The sequence below is a fragment of the Sphaerotilus sp. genome (assembly GCF_034519685.1).
In the GTDB taxonomy this organism is placed as follows: domain Bacteria; phylum Pseudomonadota; class Gammaproteobacteria; order Burkholderiales; family Burkholderiaceae_C; genus Sphaerotilus.
The window spans coordinates 315593-331836 of the sequence record NZ_JAXHOF010000006.1 but is presented as its reverse complement, the minus strand read 5'-3'; the positions used below and the strand labels follow the sequence as shown (position 1 = coordinate 331836).

General features: G+C 67.6%; 14 protein-coding genes and 4 tRNA genes. 4 read left to right on the top strand and 14 right to left on the bottom strand.

The features are described from left to right. Window positions 1–29: 29 nt before the first annotated feature. The 13 genes from secE to trpE all read right to left on the bottom strand — a co-directional run bounded on the left by secE (window position 30) and on the right by trpE (window position 8775). Window positions 30–413 (bottom strand): preprotein translocase subunit SecE, encoded by a 384-nt coding sequence (gene secE / locus U5O44_RS12600; protein WP_322588813.1) that lies wholly within the window; start codon window positions 411–413, stop codon window positions 30–32. Window positions 414–565: 152 nt separating this feature from the next. Continuing rightward, window positions 566–641: transfer RNA gene (locus tag U5O44_RS12595), tRNA-Trp, on the bottom strand. Between the two features lie 28 nt (window positions 642–669). Next, a complete protein-coding gene (gene tuf / locus U5O44_RS12590; RefSeq protein ID WP_322588812.1) occupies window positions 670–1860 on the bottom strand; it encodes an elongation factor Tu in 1191 nt (396 codons plus the stop codon). A gap of 55 nt (window positions 1861–1915) precedes the next feature. Continuing rightward, a tRNA-Thr gene (locus U5O44_RS12585) sits at window positions 1916–1990 on the bottom strand. Window positions 1991–2075: 85 nt separating this feature from the next. Then, window positions 2076–2149 (bottom strand) — tRNA-Gly (locus U5O44_RS12580). Between the two features lie 64 nt (window positions 2150–2213). Further along, window positions 2214–2299: transfer RNA gene (locus U5O44_RS12575), tRNA-Tyr, on the bottom strand. A 64-nt stretch (window positions 2300–2363) separates the two neighbouring features. Next, entirely contained in the window at window positions 2364–3083 is a 720-nt protein-coding gene (locus tag U5O44_RS12570) for a uracil-DNA glycosylase (protein WP_322588811.1), read from the bottom strand. Then, the gene (gene trpC, locus U5O44_RS12565) at window positions 3083–3895 is read right to left on the bottom strand and encodes an indole-3-glycerol phosphate synthase TrpC (RefSeq protein ID WP_322588810.1); all 813 of its coding nucleotides are present in this window, start codon (window positions 3893–3895) and stop codon (window positions 3083–3085) included. Before trpC ends, U5O44_RS12570 begins: the two co-directional genes overlap by 1 nt. After that, the gene (gene trpD / locus U5O44_RS12560) at window positions 3892–4926 is read right to left on the bottom strand and encodes an anthranilate phosphoribosyltransferase (protein ID WP_322588809.1); all 1035 of its coding nucleotides are present in this window, start codon (window positions 4924–4926) and stop codon (window positions 3892–3894) included. Before trpD ends, trpC begins: the two co-directional genes overlap by 4 nt. Beyond that, complete coding sequence (locus U5O44_RS12555; RefSeq protein WP_322588808.1) at window positions 4920–5489, bottom strand: anthranilate synthase component II; 570 nt, start codon at window positions 5487–5489, stop codon at window positions 4920–4922. The genes trpD and U5O44_RS12555 overlap by 7 nt, the downstream gene beginning before the upstream one ends. 51 nt (window positions 5490–5540) lie before the next feature. After that, the gene (locus tag U5O44_RS12550; protein ID WP_322588807.1) at window positions 5541–6137 is read right to left on the bottom strand and encodes a hypothetical protein; all 597 of its coding nucleotides are present in this window, start codon (window positions 6135–6137) and stop codon (window positions 5541–5543) included. Next, window positions 6131–7255, bottom strand: a complete 1125-nt coding sequence (locus tag U5O44_RS12545; protein ID WP_322588806.1) for an AAA family ATPase — start codon at window positions 7253–7255, stop codon at window positions 6131–6133. The genes U5O44_RS12550 and U5O44_RS12545 overlap by 7 nt, the downstream gene beginning before the upstream one ends. A 32-nt stretch (window positions 7256–7287) precedes the next feature. Further along, entirely contained in the window at window positions 7288–8775 is a 1488-nt protein-coding gene (gene trpE / locus U5O44_RS12540) for an anthranilate synthase component I (RefSeq protein ID WP_322588805.1), read from the bottom strand. Between the two features lie 348 nt (window positions 8776–9123). Between trpE and U5O44_RS12535 the strand changes: the two genes are divergently transcribed. The 3 genes from U5O44_RS12535 to U5O44_RS12525 are packed head-to-tail and all read left to right on the top strand — an operon-like array spanning window position 9124 to window position 12816. Beyond that, entirely contained in the window at window positions 9124–9885 is a 762-nt protein-coding gene (locus U5O44_RS12535; RefSeq protein WP_322588804.1) for a TRAP transporter TatT component family protein, read from the top strand. Between the two features lie 37 nt (window positions 9886–9922). Continuing rightward, the gene (locus U5O44_RS12530) at window positions 9923–10957 is read left to right on the top strand and encodes a TRAP transporter substrate-binding protein (protein WP_322588803.1); all 1035 of its coding nucleotides are present in this window, start codon (window positions 9923–9925) and stop codon (window positions 10955–10957) included. After that, on the top strand, window positions 10954–12816 hold the full coding sequence (locus U5O44_RS12525) for a TRAP transporter large permease subunit (protein ID WP_322588802.1): 1863 nt from the start codon (window positions 10954–10956) through the stop codon (window positions 12814–12816). The genes U5O44_RS12530 and U5O44_RS12525 overlap by 4 nt, the downstream gene beginning before the upstream one ends. Window positions 12817–12960: 144 nt before the next feature. Here U5O44_RS12525 and gph read toward each other — a convergent pair whose 3' ends face one another. After that, window positions 12961–13632, bottom strand: a complete 672-nt coding sequence (gene gph, locus U5O44_RS12520; RefSeq protein ID WP_322588801.1) for a phosphoglycolate phosphatase — start codon at window positions 13630–13632, stop codon at window positions 12961–12963. Between the two features lie 203 nt (window positions 13633–13835). On the opposite strand from gph, the gene U5O44_RS12515 reads away from it, so the two are divergent. After that, window positions 13836–16232: a bifunctional diguanylate cyclase/phosphodiesterase gene (locus U5O44_RS12515; protein WP_322588800.1), complete on the top strand. Its 2397-nt coding sequence runs from the start codon at window positions 13836–13838 to the stop codon at window positions 16230–16232. The last annotated feature ends 12 nt before the right edge of the window (window positions 16233–16244 follow it).

The window sequence follows — 16244 nt, the reverse complement described above, 5'->3', positions numbered from 1 at the left end:
ACCTTGCTTGTACAGCGTCACACCCGCGATCAGCGCTTCCAGCCAAGGACCAGGTCGTACAGCACCCACTCCAGGGTCTTGTCGGTCATCCACAGGAACAAGGCCATGACCACGACGAAGGCAAAGACATAGCCGGTCATCTGACCCGCTTCCTTGCGGGTCGGCCAGACCACCTTGTAGAACTCCTTGACCGACTCGCGACCGTAGGCAATCAACTCCTTGCCAGGCTCGGAGCCAAAAAAGGCAGCGACGGCTCCACCCAACAGCAGCAGCAAGGCGGCCCACTGCGCATAGGGCCCTTGCGCAGACAGCAGGTAGAACGCAACCAAGCCGCCCAGCAACAGCGCACCCGCAGCAATCAGGCGAGTCTTGTCGGCAGTGGTAGAAACAGTTTCGACTTGCGGAGCGGTCATCACATTCACTTCGTTTGGGGTGGGCTTATCGCAGCCATTGGACTACGCACCCTCGTCGAGACCCAAAAGTGGGAAAGCCCGCCAGGGCGTCGACACGTCCCGCGGGCTGCCGGTCAGGCAACAAATCTCGGCAGCTTGTCAGCAGTCGGATTTGGCAGGGGCAGAGGGAATCGAACCCCCAACCTTCGGTTTTGGAGACCGACGCTCTGCCAGTTGAGCTATACCCCTGCGGCCTGACTGATAAGTCTACTGAAAATCAGGCGATGATCTTGGCGACGACGCCGGCGCCGACGGTACGACCGCCTTCACGGATGGCGAAGCGCAGACCTTCTTCCATGGCGATCGGGGCGATCAGCTTGACGGTGATCGACACGTTGTCGCCGGGCATGACCATTTCCTTGCCTTCGGGCAGGGCGATCGAGCCCGTCACGTCCGTCGTGCGGAAGTAGAACTGCGGGCGGTAGTTGGCGAAGAACGGCGTGTGACGGCCGCCTTCGTCCTTCGACAGCACGTAGATCTCGCCCGTGAAGTCCGTGTGCGGCTTGATCGTGCCCGGCTTGCACAGCACTTGACCGCGCTGCACGTCTTCGCGCTTGGTGCCGCGCAGCAGGATGCCGACGTTGTCGCCCGCTTGACCCTGGTCCAGCAGCTTGCGGAACATTTCCACGCCGGTGCAGGTGGTCGTCTGCGTGTCCTTCAGGCCCACGATCTCGATCGCTTCGCCGACCTTGACGATGCCGCGCTCGATACGGCCGGTCACCACGGTGCCGCGACCCGAGATCGAGAACACGTCTTCCACGGGCATCAGGAAGGCGCCGTCCACCAGGCGCTTCGGCTCGGGGATGTAGCTGTCCAGCGCGTCGGCCAGGGCCATGATGGCGCCTTCGCCCAGCGGGCCCTTGTCGCCTTCGAGCGCCAGCTTGGCCGAGCCCTTGATGATCGGGGTGTCGTCGCCGGGGAAGTCGTACTTCGACAGCAGCTCGCGCACTTCCATCTCGACCAGTTCCAGCAGCTCTTCGTCGTCCACCATGTCGGCCTTGTTCAGGAAGACGATGATGTAGGGCACGCCCACCTGACGCGACAGCAGGATGTGCTCGCGGGTCTGGGGCATCGGGCCGTCAGCGGCCGAGCACACCAGGATCGCGCCGTCCATCTGGGCAGCGCCGGTGATCATGTTCTTGACGTAGTCGGCGTGTCCCGGGCAGTCAACGTGCGCATAGTGGCGGTTGGCCGTCTCGTACTCGACGTGCGCGGTGTTGATGGTGATGCCGCGGGCCTTCTCTTCCGGTGCCGCGTCAATCTGGTCATACGCCTTGGCGGAGCCGCCAAACTTCGCCGCCAGCACGGTCGTGATCGCCGCCGTCAGCGTCGTCTTGCCGTGGTCCACGTGACCGATGGTGCCGACGTTGACGTGCGGCTTGGTGCGGACAAACTTTTCCTTAGCCATGATTTCGCGCTCCCAAGGGCGTTCACTGCGATGGATTGGACGGACGATGTCAAGGTGGTGCCCATGGCGCGGATCGAACGCGCGACCTCTCCCTTACCAAGGGAGTGCTCTACCACTGAGCCACATGGGCATCGACACGGGTCTGAATGCACGCAAGACGCATCCACTCAGACCGGTATCGACACATTTAACACCACAACACACTGGACAGACACTGGAGCGGGAAACGGGAATCGAACCCGTGTCATTAGCTTGGAAGGCTAAGGTTCTACCATTAAACTACTCCCGCTTTGCCAAGCCCACAGACTTTATTGCTTTGCAGCAAAACACTCTGTCGCTTCAATGCGGTTCGCTGGTGGAGGAGGCTGGATTCGAACCAGCGTACGCTTTCGCGGGCAGATTTACAGTCTGCTGCCTTTAACCACTCGGCCACCCCTCCTGGGCGAGCCATCGACTTTAACAAACCCCGTATTCGACCGCAAGTGCTTTCTGCGATTTTTTCTTTATCCCAGGCCCCAGTCGATCGGCATGCTCCCCTGGGCCAGCAGCCAGGCGTTGGCCGTGCTGAACGGGCGGCTGCCCACAAACGGCACCGGTGGGCGACGCGCAGCAAGCGGCGACGGATGGTTGGACACGAGGATCCGGTTCGTCTCACCGGCCTGCTCGATGCGCGCACCCTTGGCCTGTGCATGAGCACCCCACAGCATGAACACCTTCGGATGCGGCTGCGCGGCCACGCAGTCGATCAACGCATCCGTCAGCGCGTCCCAGCCCAGCCGGGCGTGGCTGGCCGGCCGATCACGCTCGACGGTGAGGCTGGTGTTGAGCAGCAGCACACCCTCTTCCACCCAGGCCCGCAGGCTGCCGGACACCGGCAAGGCCACGCCCACGTCCGCCACCAGCTCCTGCCGGATGTTGCGCAGGCTCGGCGGGATCTTCACCCCGTCGGCCACCGAGAAGGCCAGCCCCTCGGCCTCGCCCGGTCCGTGGTACGGATCCTGGCCGAGGATGACCACCCGCACCTGCGACGGCCGCAGCGTCTGCAACGCCCGCAACGGCTGCGCCGGGTAGACCTCGGCCCCCGCTGCCACCCGCATATCCACGCTCCGGCACAGCGCCGCGCCGCGCGGACTGGCCACAAACGCCGCGACCAGATCGTCCCAGCCCGGCGCCACGTCCGCCAGCGCCTCGGCCAGTGGCCGCCTCAAACGGTTGTCGAGCATCAGCGGAACAGCGCCGCCAGCGCTACGCCCGGATCCGCTGCCCGCATGAACGCCTCGCCGACGAGGAAGGCATGCACCTGCGCCGCCCGCATCCGCGCCACGTCCTGCGGCCCGAGGATGCCGGACTCGGTTACCAGCAGCCGGTCCGGCGGCACATCGCCCAGCAGGCCCAGCGTCGTGTCCAGCGTCACGTCGAAGCTGCGCAGGTCGCGGTTGTTGATGCCCACCAGCGGCGTCTTCAGCCGCAGCGCACGCTGCAGTTCCTCGCCGTCGTGGACCTCGACCAGCACGCTCATGCGGTGCGCCAGCGCCACCGCCTCCAGATCGGCCATCTGCGCATCGTCCAGGCAGGCCGCGATCAGCAGGATGCAGTCTGCCCCCATGGCGCGGGCCTCGTGGACCTGGTACTCGTCCACCATGAAGTCCTTGCGCAGCACCGGCAGCGCACACGCCGCCCGCGCCTGCTCCAGGTAGGCGACCGAGCCCTGGAAGTACTGCACGTCGGTCAGCACACTCAGGCACGCGGCACCATGGCGCTCATAGGTCTGCGCGATCTCGGCGGGGCGGAAGTCGGGACGGATCACGCCCTTGCTCGGGCTCGCCTTCTTGATCTCGGCGATCACGGCGGGCTGCGCCGCGGCGATCTTCGTGCGCAGCGCGGCCTCGAAGTCGCGCACGTCGGTGCGGCCCTCGGCCTCTTCGCGCAGCGAGGACAGCGACCGCTGCGCACGCGCCGCAGCCACCTCCTCGTGCTTGGTGACGACGATGCGGGCGAGGATGTCGGGGACACCGGGGGGAAGCGGTCGGCTCATGCTGCGGCAAGCTCCTGGGTGCGGGTGACGAACTGCGTCAGGCGCGCGGCGGCCTGGCCGTTGGCCAGCACCTCGCGGGCGCGCTCGATGCCCTCGGCCATGGTCGGCACCACGTTGGCGGCATACAGCGCCACGCCCGCGTTGAGCATGACGATGTCGCGCGCCGGGCCGGGCACGTTGTCCAGCACCGCCTGCAGCAGCGCCCGCGACTGCGCGGGCGTCTCCACCTTCAGCGAGCGGTTGCTGGCCATCGTCAGGCCGAAGTCCTCGGGGTGGATCTCGTATTCGCGGATCTCGCCGTCCCGGTATTCGCCGACCAGCGTGCCGGCGCCCAGCGACACCTCGTCCATGCCGTCGCGGCCGTAGACCACGACCGCGTGCTCGGCGCCCAGGCGCTGCAGCGCGCGCACCTGGATGCCCACCAGGTCCGGGTGGAACACGCCCATCAGGATGTTGGGTGCCTCGGCCGGGTTGGTCAGCGGGCCGAGGATGTTGAAGATCGTGCGCACGCCGAGTTCGCGCCGCACCGGGCCGACGTTCTTCATCGCCGGGTGGTGGTTCGGGGCGAACATGAAGCCGATGCCGGTGTCGGTGATGCACTGCGCCACCGCCTGCGGCGACAGCGTCATCGGCACGCCCAGCGCTTCGAGCACGTCGGCGCTGCCGGACTTGCTGGAGACGCCGCGGTTGCCGTGCTTGCTGACCCGCGCGCCCGCGGCGGCGGCCACGAACATCGAGCAGGTCGAGATGTTGAAGGTGTGCGAGCCGTCGCCGCCGGTGCCGACGATGTCCACCAGGTGCGTGCGGTCGGTGACATTGACCTTGACCGCGAACTCGCGCATCACCTGCGCGGCGGCGGTGATCTCGCCGATGGTTTCCTTCTTGACGCGCAGGCCGACCAGCAGCGCCGACATCATCACCGGCGACATCTCGCCGCCCATGATGCGGCGCATCAGCGTCAGCATCTCGTCGTGGAAGATCTCGCGGTGTTCGATGACGCGGGTCAGGGCTTCGTGGTCGGTGATCAGCATGTGGACTCCAGGAAGTTCTTCAGCATGGCGTGGCCATGCTCGCTGAGGATGGATTCGGGGTGGAACTGGACGCCTTCGATCGCCAGCGTGCGGTGGCGTACGCCCATGATCTCGCCGTCGGCGCTGGTGGCGGTGACGAGGAGGTCGGCGGGCAGCGTGGCGCGCTCGATGGCCAGCGAGTGGTAGCGCACGATGTCGAACTGCTGCGGCAGCCCGGCGAAGACGCCCTGCTGGTCGGTCGTGATCGTGTCGAGCTTGCCGTGCATCTGCACCTGCGCTCGGACGATGTTCCCGCCGAGGGCCGCGCCGATGCTCTGGTGGCCCAGGCACACGCCCAGGATGGGCAGCTTGCCGGCGAAATGGCGGATCGCCTCGATGCAGATGCCCGCCTCGGCCGGCGAGCACGGGCCCGGTGACAGCACCAGCCGGTCGGGTTGCATCGCCTCGATCTCGGCGAGGGTGATCTCGTCGTTGCGGTGGACCCGCACGTCCTCGCCGAGTTCGGCGAAGTACTGGACGAGGTTGAAGGTGAAAGAGTCGTAGTTGTCGATCATCAGCAGCATGTTGGCCCTAACCTTTTTGATGTCATGGGGGTATGCACAGCACACCGAAATTCAGTTTCCGACCAGTCCGGCGCCAAGGGACAGGTCCAGCAGCGCATCGTGAAGCGCTTTCGCGCTGGGACAAGCCGGGTGCGCTGCCGCGTTGGCCACCTGGAAGTCATGCGTTCCGCAAAACCGCTTGGCGAACAACACCTTGTTGGAGCCCGGACCGCGCGCACCCTGTTGCCGGGCCACTTCCTTGAGCCAATCCCAAGGCATGGCAGGCGTCTGCTCTGGCAGTGCCTCCTCAAAATCAGGCTGCTTCAGCCAGGCGCGCATGGCCTTGGTGTCCGCCAGAAACCAAGCCTCCAAGGCTTTGACCGCCACGAAGATCAGCGAGGTGTGCGCCGTCGTGATGCGAGCCTTGACAGCCGCAATGTCTGGCGCGTTGTCCAGATCGGTCAGCACCACCACATGATCGGGCTGACTCTTGGCCAACGTCGCCACCATCGGTCCCATGTGCTGGGGCAGCAGATTCCCACCCCCTTTTGCGTTGATGACCGGGCTGCAAATCTCCAGACCCTGCGCATTGGCCCAGTTCCGGAATCTGGCCGACTCGATCATGATCTTCTCGGTGTCGCCTTCCACGATGAAACCCAGTCTCACCATGGCAGACCCCCATCGAACAGGTTCATCAGCCAAGCGGTGTCGAGATTGATCTGCCCCAGATCGCCGCTGCTCCTGGCTGCGTTTTTCGCCACCGTCTTGCCGTCCACCTTGTTCATCAGCCACAACTCGTCCACGTGACAAGCCCGCACCAGAGATTCGCTGTGTGTCGTCACGAAGACAGGGTGCTCGACGCCAGCACTTTGGCGCATCAGGTCCACCAGCGCCTCGATGCCCTTGGGATGCAGTCCCCGTTCAGGCTCTTCGATCAGCGTGATGCCGGTTGTTCTGGCACGACTCAGCACCGCGGTCATGATGCACAGCGCGTAGATGGTGCCATCGGAAATCAGATGCGCCGGAAAATGGGCTCGCGTTCCTTCCTCCTTGAACTTGATGACCGTGCCACCGCTCAACCGGTCTGGCTCCGCACGCACGTGTTCCATGCCAGGCACCAGCAAGTTCATCCAGTCGAGCACCTGGGTCCGGAATTCCTCGTCTTTTTCCAGCGCAGCCAGCATGGTGGCCACGTTGTGGCCGTTGGGATGCAGCGCCGTGGTATCAGCGCTGGAACCATCCGGCTCCTTCGCGCCTAAAGGATCGAAGCGAAAAACCGCCACATTCGTCAGGAAGCCGTACAGGTCGAGCTCGCCTTTCGTGAACAGCAAACCCGACATGTCGGCCGGAAACTTCTCGATGGCCATGACGCCACCCTTGTCCCCGTCTGGAGTGAAGAGCTGCGGATCGCCGCCTTTTTTCCGCTCCAGCAGCTTGCGGTCGTCCACCACCAGCAGTTCCTCGACCTTCGGCTCCGAATCCATGTCGTGCACCTTCAGCGTATAAGCCACACGCCGTTGGCGGATGCTGGCCTGCAACTCAAAACTGAACGTGCGCGCATTGGCCTTGCGCAGCTTGTAGCAGTGGACTTGAGAAAAGCCCCTGAACTGCCGTAGCGCCTTGATGGCACCGAGCTCCACCACCGCACTGACAAAAGCCAAAGCATCCATCCAATTGCTTTTTCCTGAGCCATTCGGACCGGCCAGGACACTGAAAGGCGTCAGATCTTCCAGCGCCAGACCCGCAATGCTCTTGAAGCCGGAAATGTGGAGTCGCTCGATGTTCATTCGCAGCCTCTCTGGAGCATCATGGTCAAGCCTCAGAAACCTTCTTCGACCAGTTCGGCCGCACGGATCACCGCGCGCATCTTGACCTCGGTCTCCTTCCACTCCATCTCGGGCACCGAGTCGGCGACGATGCCGGCGCCGGCCTGCACGTACAGGGTCTGGTCCTTGACCACGCCGGTGCGGATCGCGATGGCCACGTCCATGTCCCCCGCGAAGCTCAGGTAGCCGCAGGCGCCGCCGTAGATGCCGCGCTCGCTGATCTCCAACTGGTCGATGATCTCCATCGCGTGGATCTTGGGCGCGCCCGAGAGCGTGCCGGCGGGGAAACTCGCGCGCAGCACGTCCAGGCTGCTCATGCCGTCCTTCAGCACGCCCTCGACGTTGCTGACGATGTGCATGACGTGCGAGTAGCGCTCGATGCCGAACGCCTCGGTCACCTTGACGGTGCCGGTCTTGGCGATGCGGCCGATGTCGTTGCGGGCGAGGTCGATCAGCATCAGGTGCTCGGCGCGCTCCTTCGGGTCGGCGAGCAGGTCGACCTCGTGCTGCGCGTCCTGGTCGGGCGTGGCGCCGCGTGGCTTGGTGCCGGCGATCGGGCGGATGGTGACGATCTTCTCGGGCTTGCCGTCCACCGTGCGCGCCTCCTGGCGCACCAGGATCTCGGGCGAGGCGCCGACGATCTGGAAACCGCCCATGTCGTAGTAGTACATGTACGGCGACGGGTTGAGCGAGCGCAGCGCGCGGTAGAGCGACAGCGGATTCTCGGTGTAGCGCTTCTTCAGGCGCTGGCCGATGACGATCTGCATGCAGTCGCCGGCCGCGATGAACTCCTTGGCCTTGCGCACGGCGGCCTCGAAGTCGGCCTTGGCGTATTCGCGCTCGACCGGGTGCGACTGGCCGCGCTTGACCTGCGGCGCGGTGACGCTGTAGCGGAGCTGGTCGCCGAGCTGGGTCAGGCGCTTCTGGGCGGTGAAATAGGCCTCGGGCTGGCGCGGGTCGGCATAGACGATCAGGTAGAGGCGCCCGGAGAGGTTGTCGATCACCGCCAGCTCCTCGGTCTGCAGGAGCTGGATCTCGGGCGTGCCGATGCCGCCGGGCAGGCGGGTGTCGGCGAGCTTCTTCTCGATGTAGCGCACCGTGTCGTAGCCGAAGTAGCCCGCCAGCCCGCCGCAGAAGCGCGGCAGCCCTGGCCGCAGCGCAACCTTGAAGCGCTGCTGGTAGGCCTCGATGAAGTCGAGCGGGTTGCCCTCGTGGCGCTCGACCACCTGGCCGTCGGTGACAACCTCGGTGACGCCGAGCGAAGCGCGCAGGAAGGTCCGCGCCGGCAAGCCGATGAAGGAATAGCGCCCGAAGCGCTCGCCGCCGACGACGGACTCCAGCAGGAAGCTGTAGGGCTTGCCCCCGGCGAGCTTCAGGTAGAGCGACAGCGGTGTCTCCAGGTCGGCAAACGCCTCGCTGACGAGCGGGATGCGGTTGTAGCCCTGTTCGGCCAGGCTCTTGAATTCGAGTTCAGTGATCACGGTGTGCGCTCCAGGCGGCCCACCGGCATGCTCGCGTGTTGGTCTTGTCGGGACGACCTCAGGAACTCGCGTGCGTGCCGCGGGCCTGGTTGATCTTGATCGGGGGACTCGGCGCGGTGCAGGGAACACGCGCGGCGACAGACATCAGCAGATCGGGTCAGGCGTCGGCTTCAGCGACGCCAGGGCCAGGCTCCCCGGTCTTGCGACCCGGCGGCGTGGCCGATGCTGTGTTTGCGCGGGATGGACATGATGCGGCGCAGTGTAGCAGCGACCCCACGCACCGCGTCAAGCCCTGCGCCGACCACGCACCGTCACGCCGACGTCACAGACCCGCCCTAGATTGACGCCATGTTCGCGATCCGAAGCCGCTTGGTCGGCCTGTGCATGGCCGTGCTGCTCGGCTCGCTGCTGGGGGGATGTTCGACGCTGGGATCGCCCGCGCTCGCCGAATCCGTCGCCAGCGGCTACACCCAATACGCCTACGCCTTCGTGTCCTTCGAGGCCGACCAGCTGGAGGCCAGCGACGCCCGCGCGGCCCAGACCCTGCGCGAGCGGGCGGCGCGGCTGTACGCCCACGCCCGGCAAGCCGCCCTCGCCGCGCTGGAGGCCGACCAGCCCGGTTTCATGGCGGCGCTGTCCCAGCCCGATCCGGCACGCTGGCCGTCCCTGCGGCCGGACCAGGTGGGCCTGGCGTACTGGGGCGCTGCGGCCTGGGCGGGGCAGATCTCGCTGTCCAAGGACGATCCAGAGATCGTCGCCGACCTGCCGCTGAGCATCCGGCTGGCCGAGCGCGCCCATGCCACGGCGCCAGACCACGGCGACGGCGCGCTGGCCAGCCTGCTGGGCACGCTGGAGGCGGCACGGCCCGGCGGCTCGCCTGCCCGCGCCCTGGCCTTTTTCGACCAGGCACTGCAGCTCGGTCAAGGGCGCGAGGCCGGCGTGCTGCTCGCCAAGGCGGAAGGCTGGGCGCAGCCGGCGGGCGACAAGGTGGCCTTCGCGGCGCTGCTGGCTGAAGCGCTGGCGGTCAGCACCCGCCACCCCTCGCTGGCCAACGACGCAGCGCAGCGGCGGGCGCAGTGGCTGCTCGCCCAGATCGACGACCTGTTCTGACCTGACCCCACCGACCCCGACGACCCGACTGCCCACGATGACCCTGGATTCGAGACTGCGCCGCCACTGCCTGCTAACGCCCCTGGCGCTGGCCGGCCTGTTCGCCACCCCGACGCTGCACGCGGCCCCCCGTTCGCTGCGGCTGGGCACCGTCGCGCCCAAGAATTCGCTCTACCACCGCCAACTGGTCGAACTGGCCGAGCTGTGGCGCACCGGCCAGGGCGACGGCGCCAAGGCCCTCGTCTACGCCGACGGCAGCCAGGGCGGCGAGGCCGAGATGGCGCGCCGCATGCGCATCGGGCAGTTGCAGGGTGCGCTGCTGAGCGTGGTCGGGCTGCGCGAGATCGAGCCGTCGATCGCCGCGCTGCAGAACCTGCCGCTGCTGTTCCGCGACTGGGCCGAGGTCGACTACGTGCGCGAGAAGATGCGCCCGGCGATGGAAAAGCGCTTCCTCGACAAGGGATTCGTCGTGCTGGCGTGGGGGGATGCGGGCTGGGTGCGCTTCTTCTCGCGGGAGGCGGCAGTCCGCCCGGACGACTACAAGCGCATGAAGTTCTTCGCCTGGGGCTCGGAACCGGAGCAGCAGGCCATCATGAAGAGCCTGGGCTACACCCCCGTGCCGCTGGAGACCAGCGACATCCTGCCCGCGATCCAGACCGGCATGATCGATGTCGTGCCCTCGACGCCCTACTTCGCGCTGGCCAGTCAGGTCTACACCACCGCCGGCCACATGCTGGAGATCAACTGGGCGCCGATCGTGGGCGCGCTGGTGTTCACCGCCAAGGCATGGGACGACATGGCGCCCGCCCAGCAGGCCGCGATGCGCGCCGCCGGCGAGAAGGCCGGCGCCGCGCTGCGCACGCAGGCGCGCCAGGAAGTGGTGGATGCCGCCGCCGCGATGGCCAAGCGCGGGCTGACCATCCACCGCCCGAATGCCGAGCAGATGAAGGAATGGCAGTCCCTGGCGGACAGGCTCTACCCGCGCATCCGCGGCACCATGGTGCCGGCCGACACTTTCGACGAGGTGATGGCGCACCTGAAGGCCTACCGCGCCAACCCGTCCCGCCCGTGAGCGCCGCGCCGACCCTCGCCGCGCCACCGGCTGCGGCCAGCCCGCGCAGCCCTTGGCCGGTCGACACCGTGGTCGCCAGCGGCGCGCTGGTGCTGATGCTGCTGATCCCGCTGGTAGAGATGGCGGCGCGCCCGCTGCTGGGCCAGGGCATCTCGAACGCGCCCGTGCTGGTGCAGCACCTCGGACTGGTGCTCGCCATGTTCGGCGCCGTCGCCGCCGAGCGCACCGGCCACCTCACCACGCTGGCCGGCAACGCCCCCACAACCGGCTGGCGTGGCGGGCTCGCCTCCGCCAGCGCGGCGCTGCTGTGCGGCGTACTGGCCTATGCGAGCGCGCAGCTCGTCGAGAGCGAACGCTCCGCCGGCCATGCACTTGCCTACGGCATGCCGGTCTGGGCGTTCCAGGCGGTGCTGCCGCTCGGGTTCGTGTGGCTGGGCATGCGCCTGGGTCGGCGGGCGGGGATGGCCAGCGGACACCGGGCACTGGCCTGGGTCGCCGCGGTCGTGCTGCCGCTGGCGGGTGTCGCGGTCTCGGGGCGTCTGGACGGTGACCTGCCGCTGCCCTTGCCGGTGGTGGTCGTGTGGCTGGTGCTGGCGCTGGTGGGCGGGGCGCCGATCTTCACGGTGCTGGGCGGCTTGGCGCTGGCGCTGTTCGCGCACGAAGGGCAGCCGCTGGCCTCGGTGCCGCTGTCGCATTACCAGATCACCGTCAACCCCTCGCTGCCCGCGCTGCCGCTGTTCACGCTGGCCGGGCTGATCCTGGCGCGCACGGGCGCGGCTGGGCGGCTGGGGCAGGTGTTCGTCGCGCTGTTCGGGCCGGGGGTGCGGGGCACGGTGATCGCCGCGGCGGTGATGTGCTCGGGCTTCACCGCCGTCACGGGGGGCAGCGGCGTGACCATCCTGGCACTCGGCGGGCTGCTGCTGCCGCTGCTGAACAAGACCGGCTACCCGGAGCGCCAGGGCATCGGGCTGGTCACCAGCGCCAGCGCCCTGGGCGTGCTGCTGGCGCCGTCGGTGCCGCTGATCCTGTACGCCATCATCGCCCGCGTGCCCATCAACACCATGTTCCTGGCCGGGCTGGTGCCGGCGGTGGTGATGGTGGCGTGCCTGCTGGTGTTCGGGGGTTTCCTGCGGGCCGGTTCGAACCAGAACGCCGCGCCGCCAGACGCCGCCCCGCGCCCCGCCCTGGGCGCGGCACTGTGGCAGGCCAAGTGGGAGCTGCTGGCGCCGGTGGTGGCCATCGGTTCACTGGTCAGCGGCCTGGCCACGCCGACCGAGAGCGCCGCGCTGACCGCCGCCTACGCGCTGCTGACCCAGTCCCTCGCCCACCGGGAACTCACGGTGCGCGGCCTGGGCGCGGCGCTGGCGCTGAGCGTGCAGGTCATCGGCGGGGTGATGCTGATCCTGGGCATGGCGCTGGGGCTGACCAACTACCTGATCGACGCGGGCATCCCGGACGCCGCCACCGAGTGGGTGCAGCAGGTCATCCCCAACCGCTACCTGTTCCTGCTGGTGCTCAGCCTGTTCCTGCTGCTGGCCGGGGCGCTGATGGAGATCTTTGCCGCGCTGGTGGTGCTGGTGCCGCTGCTGCTGCCGGTGGCGCAGTCGTATGGCATCGACCCGGTGCATTTCGGCGTGATCTTCCTGGCCGCGATGGAGATGGGCTTCCTGTGCCCGCCGGCCGGGATGAACCTCTACTTCGCCTCGGCGATGTTCAAGCGGCCGATGCATGAAGTGGCGCGCGCCGTGGTGCCGGCCGTGGGGGCGATCCTGCTGGGGACGCTGCTGCTGTCGGCGATCCCGGCGCTGTCGCTGGCGCTGCCGCAGTGGTGGGCTAGTGTCGTGTCACAGCTGACTTGACGGACAGCCTGCGCGAACACATCACCGTCATGCCCGCGAAAGCGGGCACCCACGCAGGGACATGACCGTCTTTGGCGGGCGTAGATCCTCGCATTCGCGAGGATGACGGCACTTGGGGTGCGACAGTGGATCGTTGACGCAACACTAGCCGCTGAGCACGCCGGACAACGGCAACTGATCCAGGCGCTCCACATGGGCCAGCGCCGGCACCGCCCGGATCGGCTCGCCGTGGTTGTAGCCATAGGTCACCAGCACGACCGGGCAGCCCGCCGCCCGCGCCGCCTGCGCGTCGTTGCTGGAGTCGCCGACCATCAGCGTCTGCGCCGGCCGCGTGCCCAGCGCCCGGCAGGTCTCCAGCAGCGGCAGCGGATCGGGCTTCTTGCGCGCGAAGCTGTCGCCGCCGAACACCACCTCGAAGAACCCGTCCAGCCCCTTGCTCGCCAGCAGCGGCTGGGCGAACGCCAACGGCTTGTTCGTCAGGCAGGCCAGCCGCAGCCCCGCGTCGCGCAGGCGCTCCAGCCCCTCGACCACACCGGGGTACACGTCCGCGTGCTGGCCGTTGAGGGCCAGGTAATGGCGCTGGTAGGCCGTCCACGCCGCGTCGTACAGCCCGGCGTCGCCGCCGACATGGGCCAGCGTGGTGCGGATCAGGTGCTCGCTGCCCTTGCCGACGGTGTGCTCGACGAAAGAGCGGTCCACGACGGGCAGACCCAGTTCAGACAGCGTCATGCGCAGCACGGCAACAAAGTCGCCGAGGGTGTCGACCATGGTGCCATCGAGGTCGACGATGGCAGCTTGGAATGGAGATGGAGGCATCGGTCGATCGGACAGCAGGGCAGCAGGGCTGCCGGAAGGGGTCGTCAGGCCGCAATTGTCGGGGCTGCGACAGCATGGCCCCGATCAAGCCCTGATTGCATGCATTTCTGCCCGCTCGCCGTCCCTTCTTCAGGTGCATGCTCGTGAAGTCTTCTAACCTTGCCGGCCGGCCATAGACCGCAGACCGCAGATCCGAACAGCGCATGTCCCCGCTCCACCCCGCACCTCCAGCCCTGGCCGACGCCAGCGCCAGTGCCATCGTGCGCCTGTACGGCAGCCTGCTGATCCTGGCCATCGCGGCGGGCGCACTGCTTTCGGTCATCGCGCTGCGCACCAAGGAAATCGAGGATTGGCGCCGCAACCTGCGCAGCACCTCCTTCCTCCTCACGGAACACACCTCGCAGACCATCTTCTCGGCCTTCCTGGTGCTCGACGCGATCACCGAGCGGGTCAGCCGGGTCGGCGTCAAGGACGAAGCCGACTTCCGGCAAAAGATGGCGACGGTCGAGATGCACCAGCTGCTGCGCGACAAGATCAAGGGGCTCCCCCAGCTGGATGTCGCCACCATCGTGGCGAGCAACGGGGACAACCTCAACTTCAGCCGCGCCTACCCGGTGCCCCCGATCAACCTGGCCGAACGCGACTACTTCAAGGCCCACCGGGACCAGCCACAGCTCGGGGACCACATCAGCACCGCCGTGCGCAACAAGGGCAATGGCCGGTGGACCTTCTACGTCAGCCGCCGGATCGACGACGCCCAGGGCCGGTTCCTGGGCCTCGTGCTGGTGGGGCTGTCGGCCGAGGCCTTCACCGGGCTGTACGGCCGCGTGGTCGACAGCCTTGGCGAGGGCGCGTCCGTTTCGCTCTACCGCGCCGACCTGACCTTGCTGGCCCGGGCGCCGCACCTGGACCCGCTGATCGGAAAGGTCAATTCCACGGGTGCGACGCACCGCGTGGTCGTCATGCGCGGCGAGCCGGACGCCGTGGAGCTGACCGACTCGCCGCGTTTTTCCAATGGCAGCCCCGAGCTGCGGCTGTCGGCGGTGCGCAAGGCGGATCGCTACCCGCTGGTCATCACCCTCGTCGTGCCCGAGCGCATCTTCCTGGCGGACTGGCGGCACGCAGCCCTGCTCATCGTGGGCGCCAGCCTGCTGTGTGCGGGCCTGGTGCTGGCCGGCATCGGCGCCCTCACCCGGGCGGCCCGCCGCCGCGAGCAGGCCGAGCAGGAGATCCGTCAACTCGCCTACTACGACGCGCTGACCGGCCTGCCCAACCGGCGCCTGCTGCTCGACCGGCTCGGTCACGCCATGGCCAGCAGCGCACGCAGCCAGGCACACCACGCCCTGCTGCTGCTCGACCTCGACCATTTCAAGAAGCTCAACGACACACAAGGCCACGACGTCGGGGACCGTCTGCTGATCGAAGTCGCACGGCGACTGCAAGGCGCCGTCCGTGGCATCGACACCGTGGCCCGCCTCGGCGGCGACGAGTTCGCGCTGCTGATCGAGGGACTGGATTCCCAGGAAACCGCCGCAGTCCGCCAGGCCGAGCTGGTCGCCGAGAAGGTGCATGTGCTCCTGAACAAGCCCTATGCGCTCAACGACGCGACGCCGGACCACCGCAGCAGCCCCAGCATCGGCATGACCCTGCTGCGCGGCCGGGACACGCCGCTCGACGGACTGCTCAAGCAGGCCGATGTCGCGCTCTACCAGGCCAAGGACGCCGGCCGCAACGCCATCCGCTTCTTCAACCCCGCCATGCAGGCCGCCATCGACGCCCGCATCGCGATGGAAAACGCCCTGCGCCAGGCGCTCGCGCAGGGCCAGTTCCAGCTCCACTACCAGCCACAGGTCGACATCCAGGGCCGGCTCACCGGCGCCGAGGCCCTGATCCGCTGGATCGATCCGGTGCGCGGCCTGGTGCCACCGGACCAGTTCATCCCGCTGGCCGAGGAAACCGGTCTGATCATCGACATCGGCCAGTGGGTGCTCGACACCGCCTGCGCACAGCTGGCGCAGTGGGCCGGCGAGCCCGCGCACCGGCACCTGCAACTCTCCGTGAACGTCAGCGCACGCCAGTTCCACCAGCCCGACTTCGTCGAGCGCGTGCGCCGCAGCCTGCACACCAGCGGCGCGGACCCGACCCGGCTGACGCTGGAGCTGACCGAGAGCATCGTCGTCGAGCGGGTCGAGGAGGTGATCGAGCGGATGCAGCAGTTGCACCTGCTAGGCGTGCATTTCTCGCTCGACGACTTCGGCATCGGCTACTCCTCGCTGTCCTACCTGAAGCGCCTGCCGCTGGACGAGGTGAAGATCGACCGCTCCTTCGTGCGCGACCTGGTGGACGACAGCAACGACGCCGCCATCGTGCAGGCCATCCTGGCGATGAGCCGCACGCTGGGCCTGCGGGTCGTCGCGGAAGGCGTCGAGACGGTGGCGCAGCGCGATTTCCTGCTGCTGCATGGCTGCCCCGCCTTCCAGGGCTTCCTGTTCGGCCGGCCGGTGCCGATCGCACAGTGGCCGGCCCTGGAGCCGCCGGCCCCCGGACATTCCCGCAGTGTCGCGCGCGTGTCGCCGCCAGGGGGGCAGACGGTCGGATAGTGGGCGGTTTCC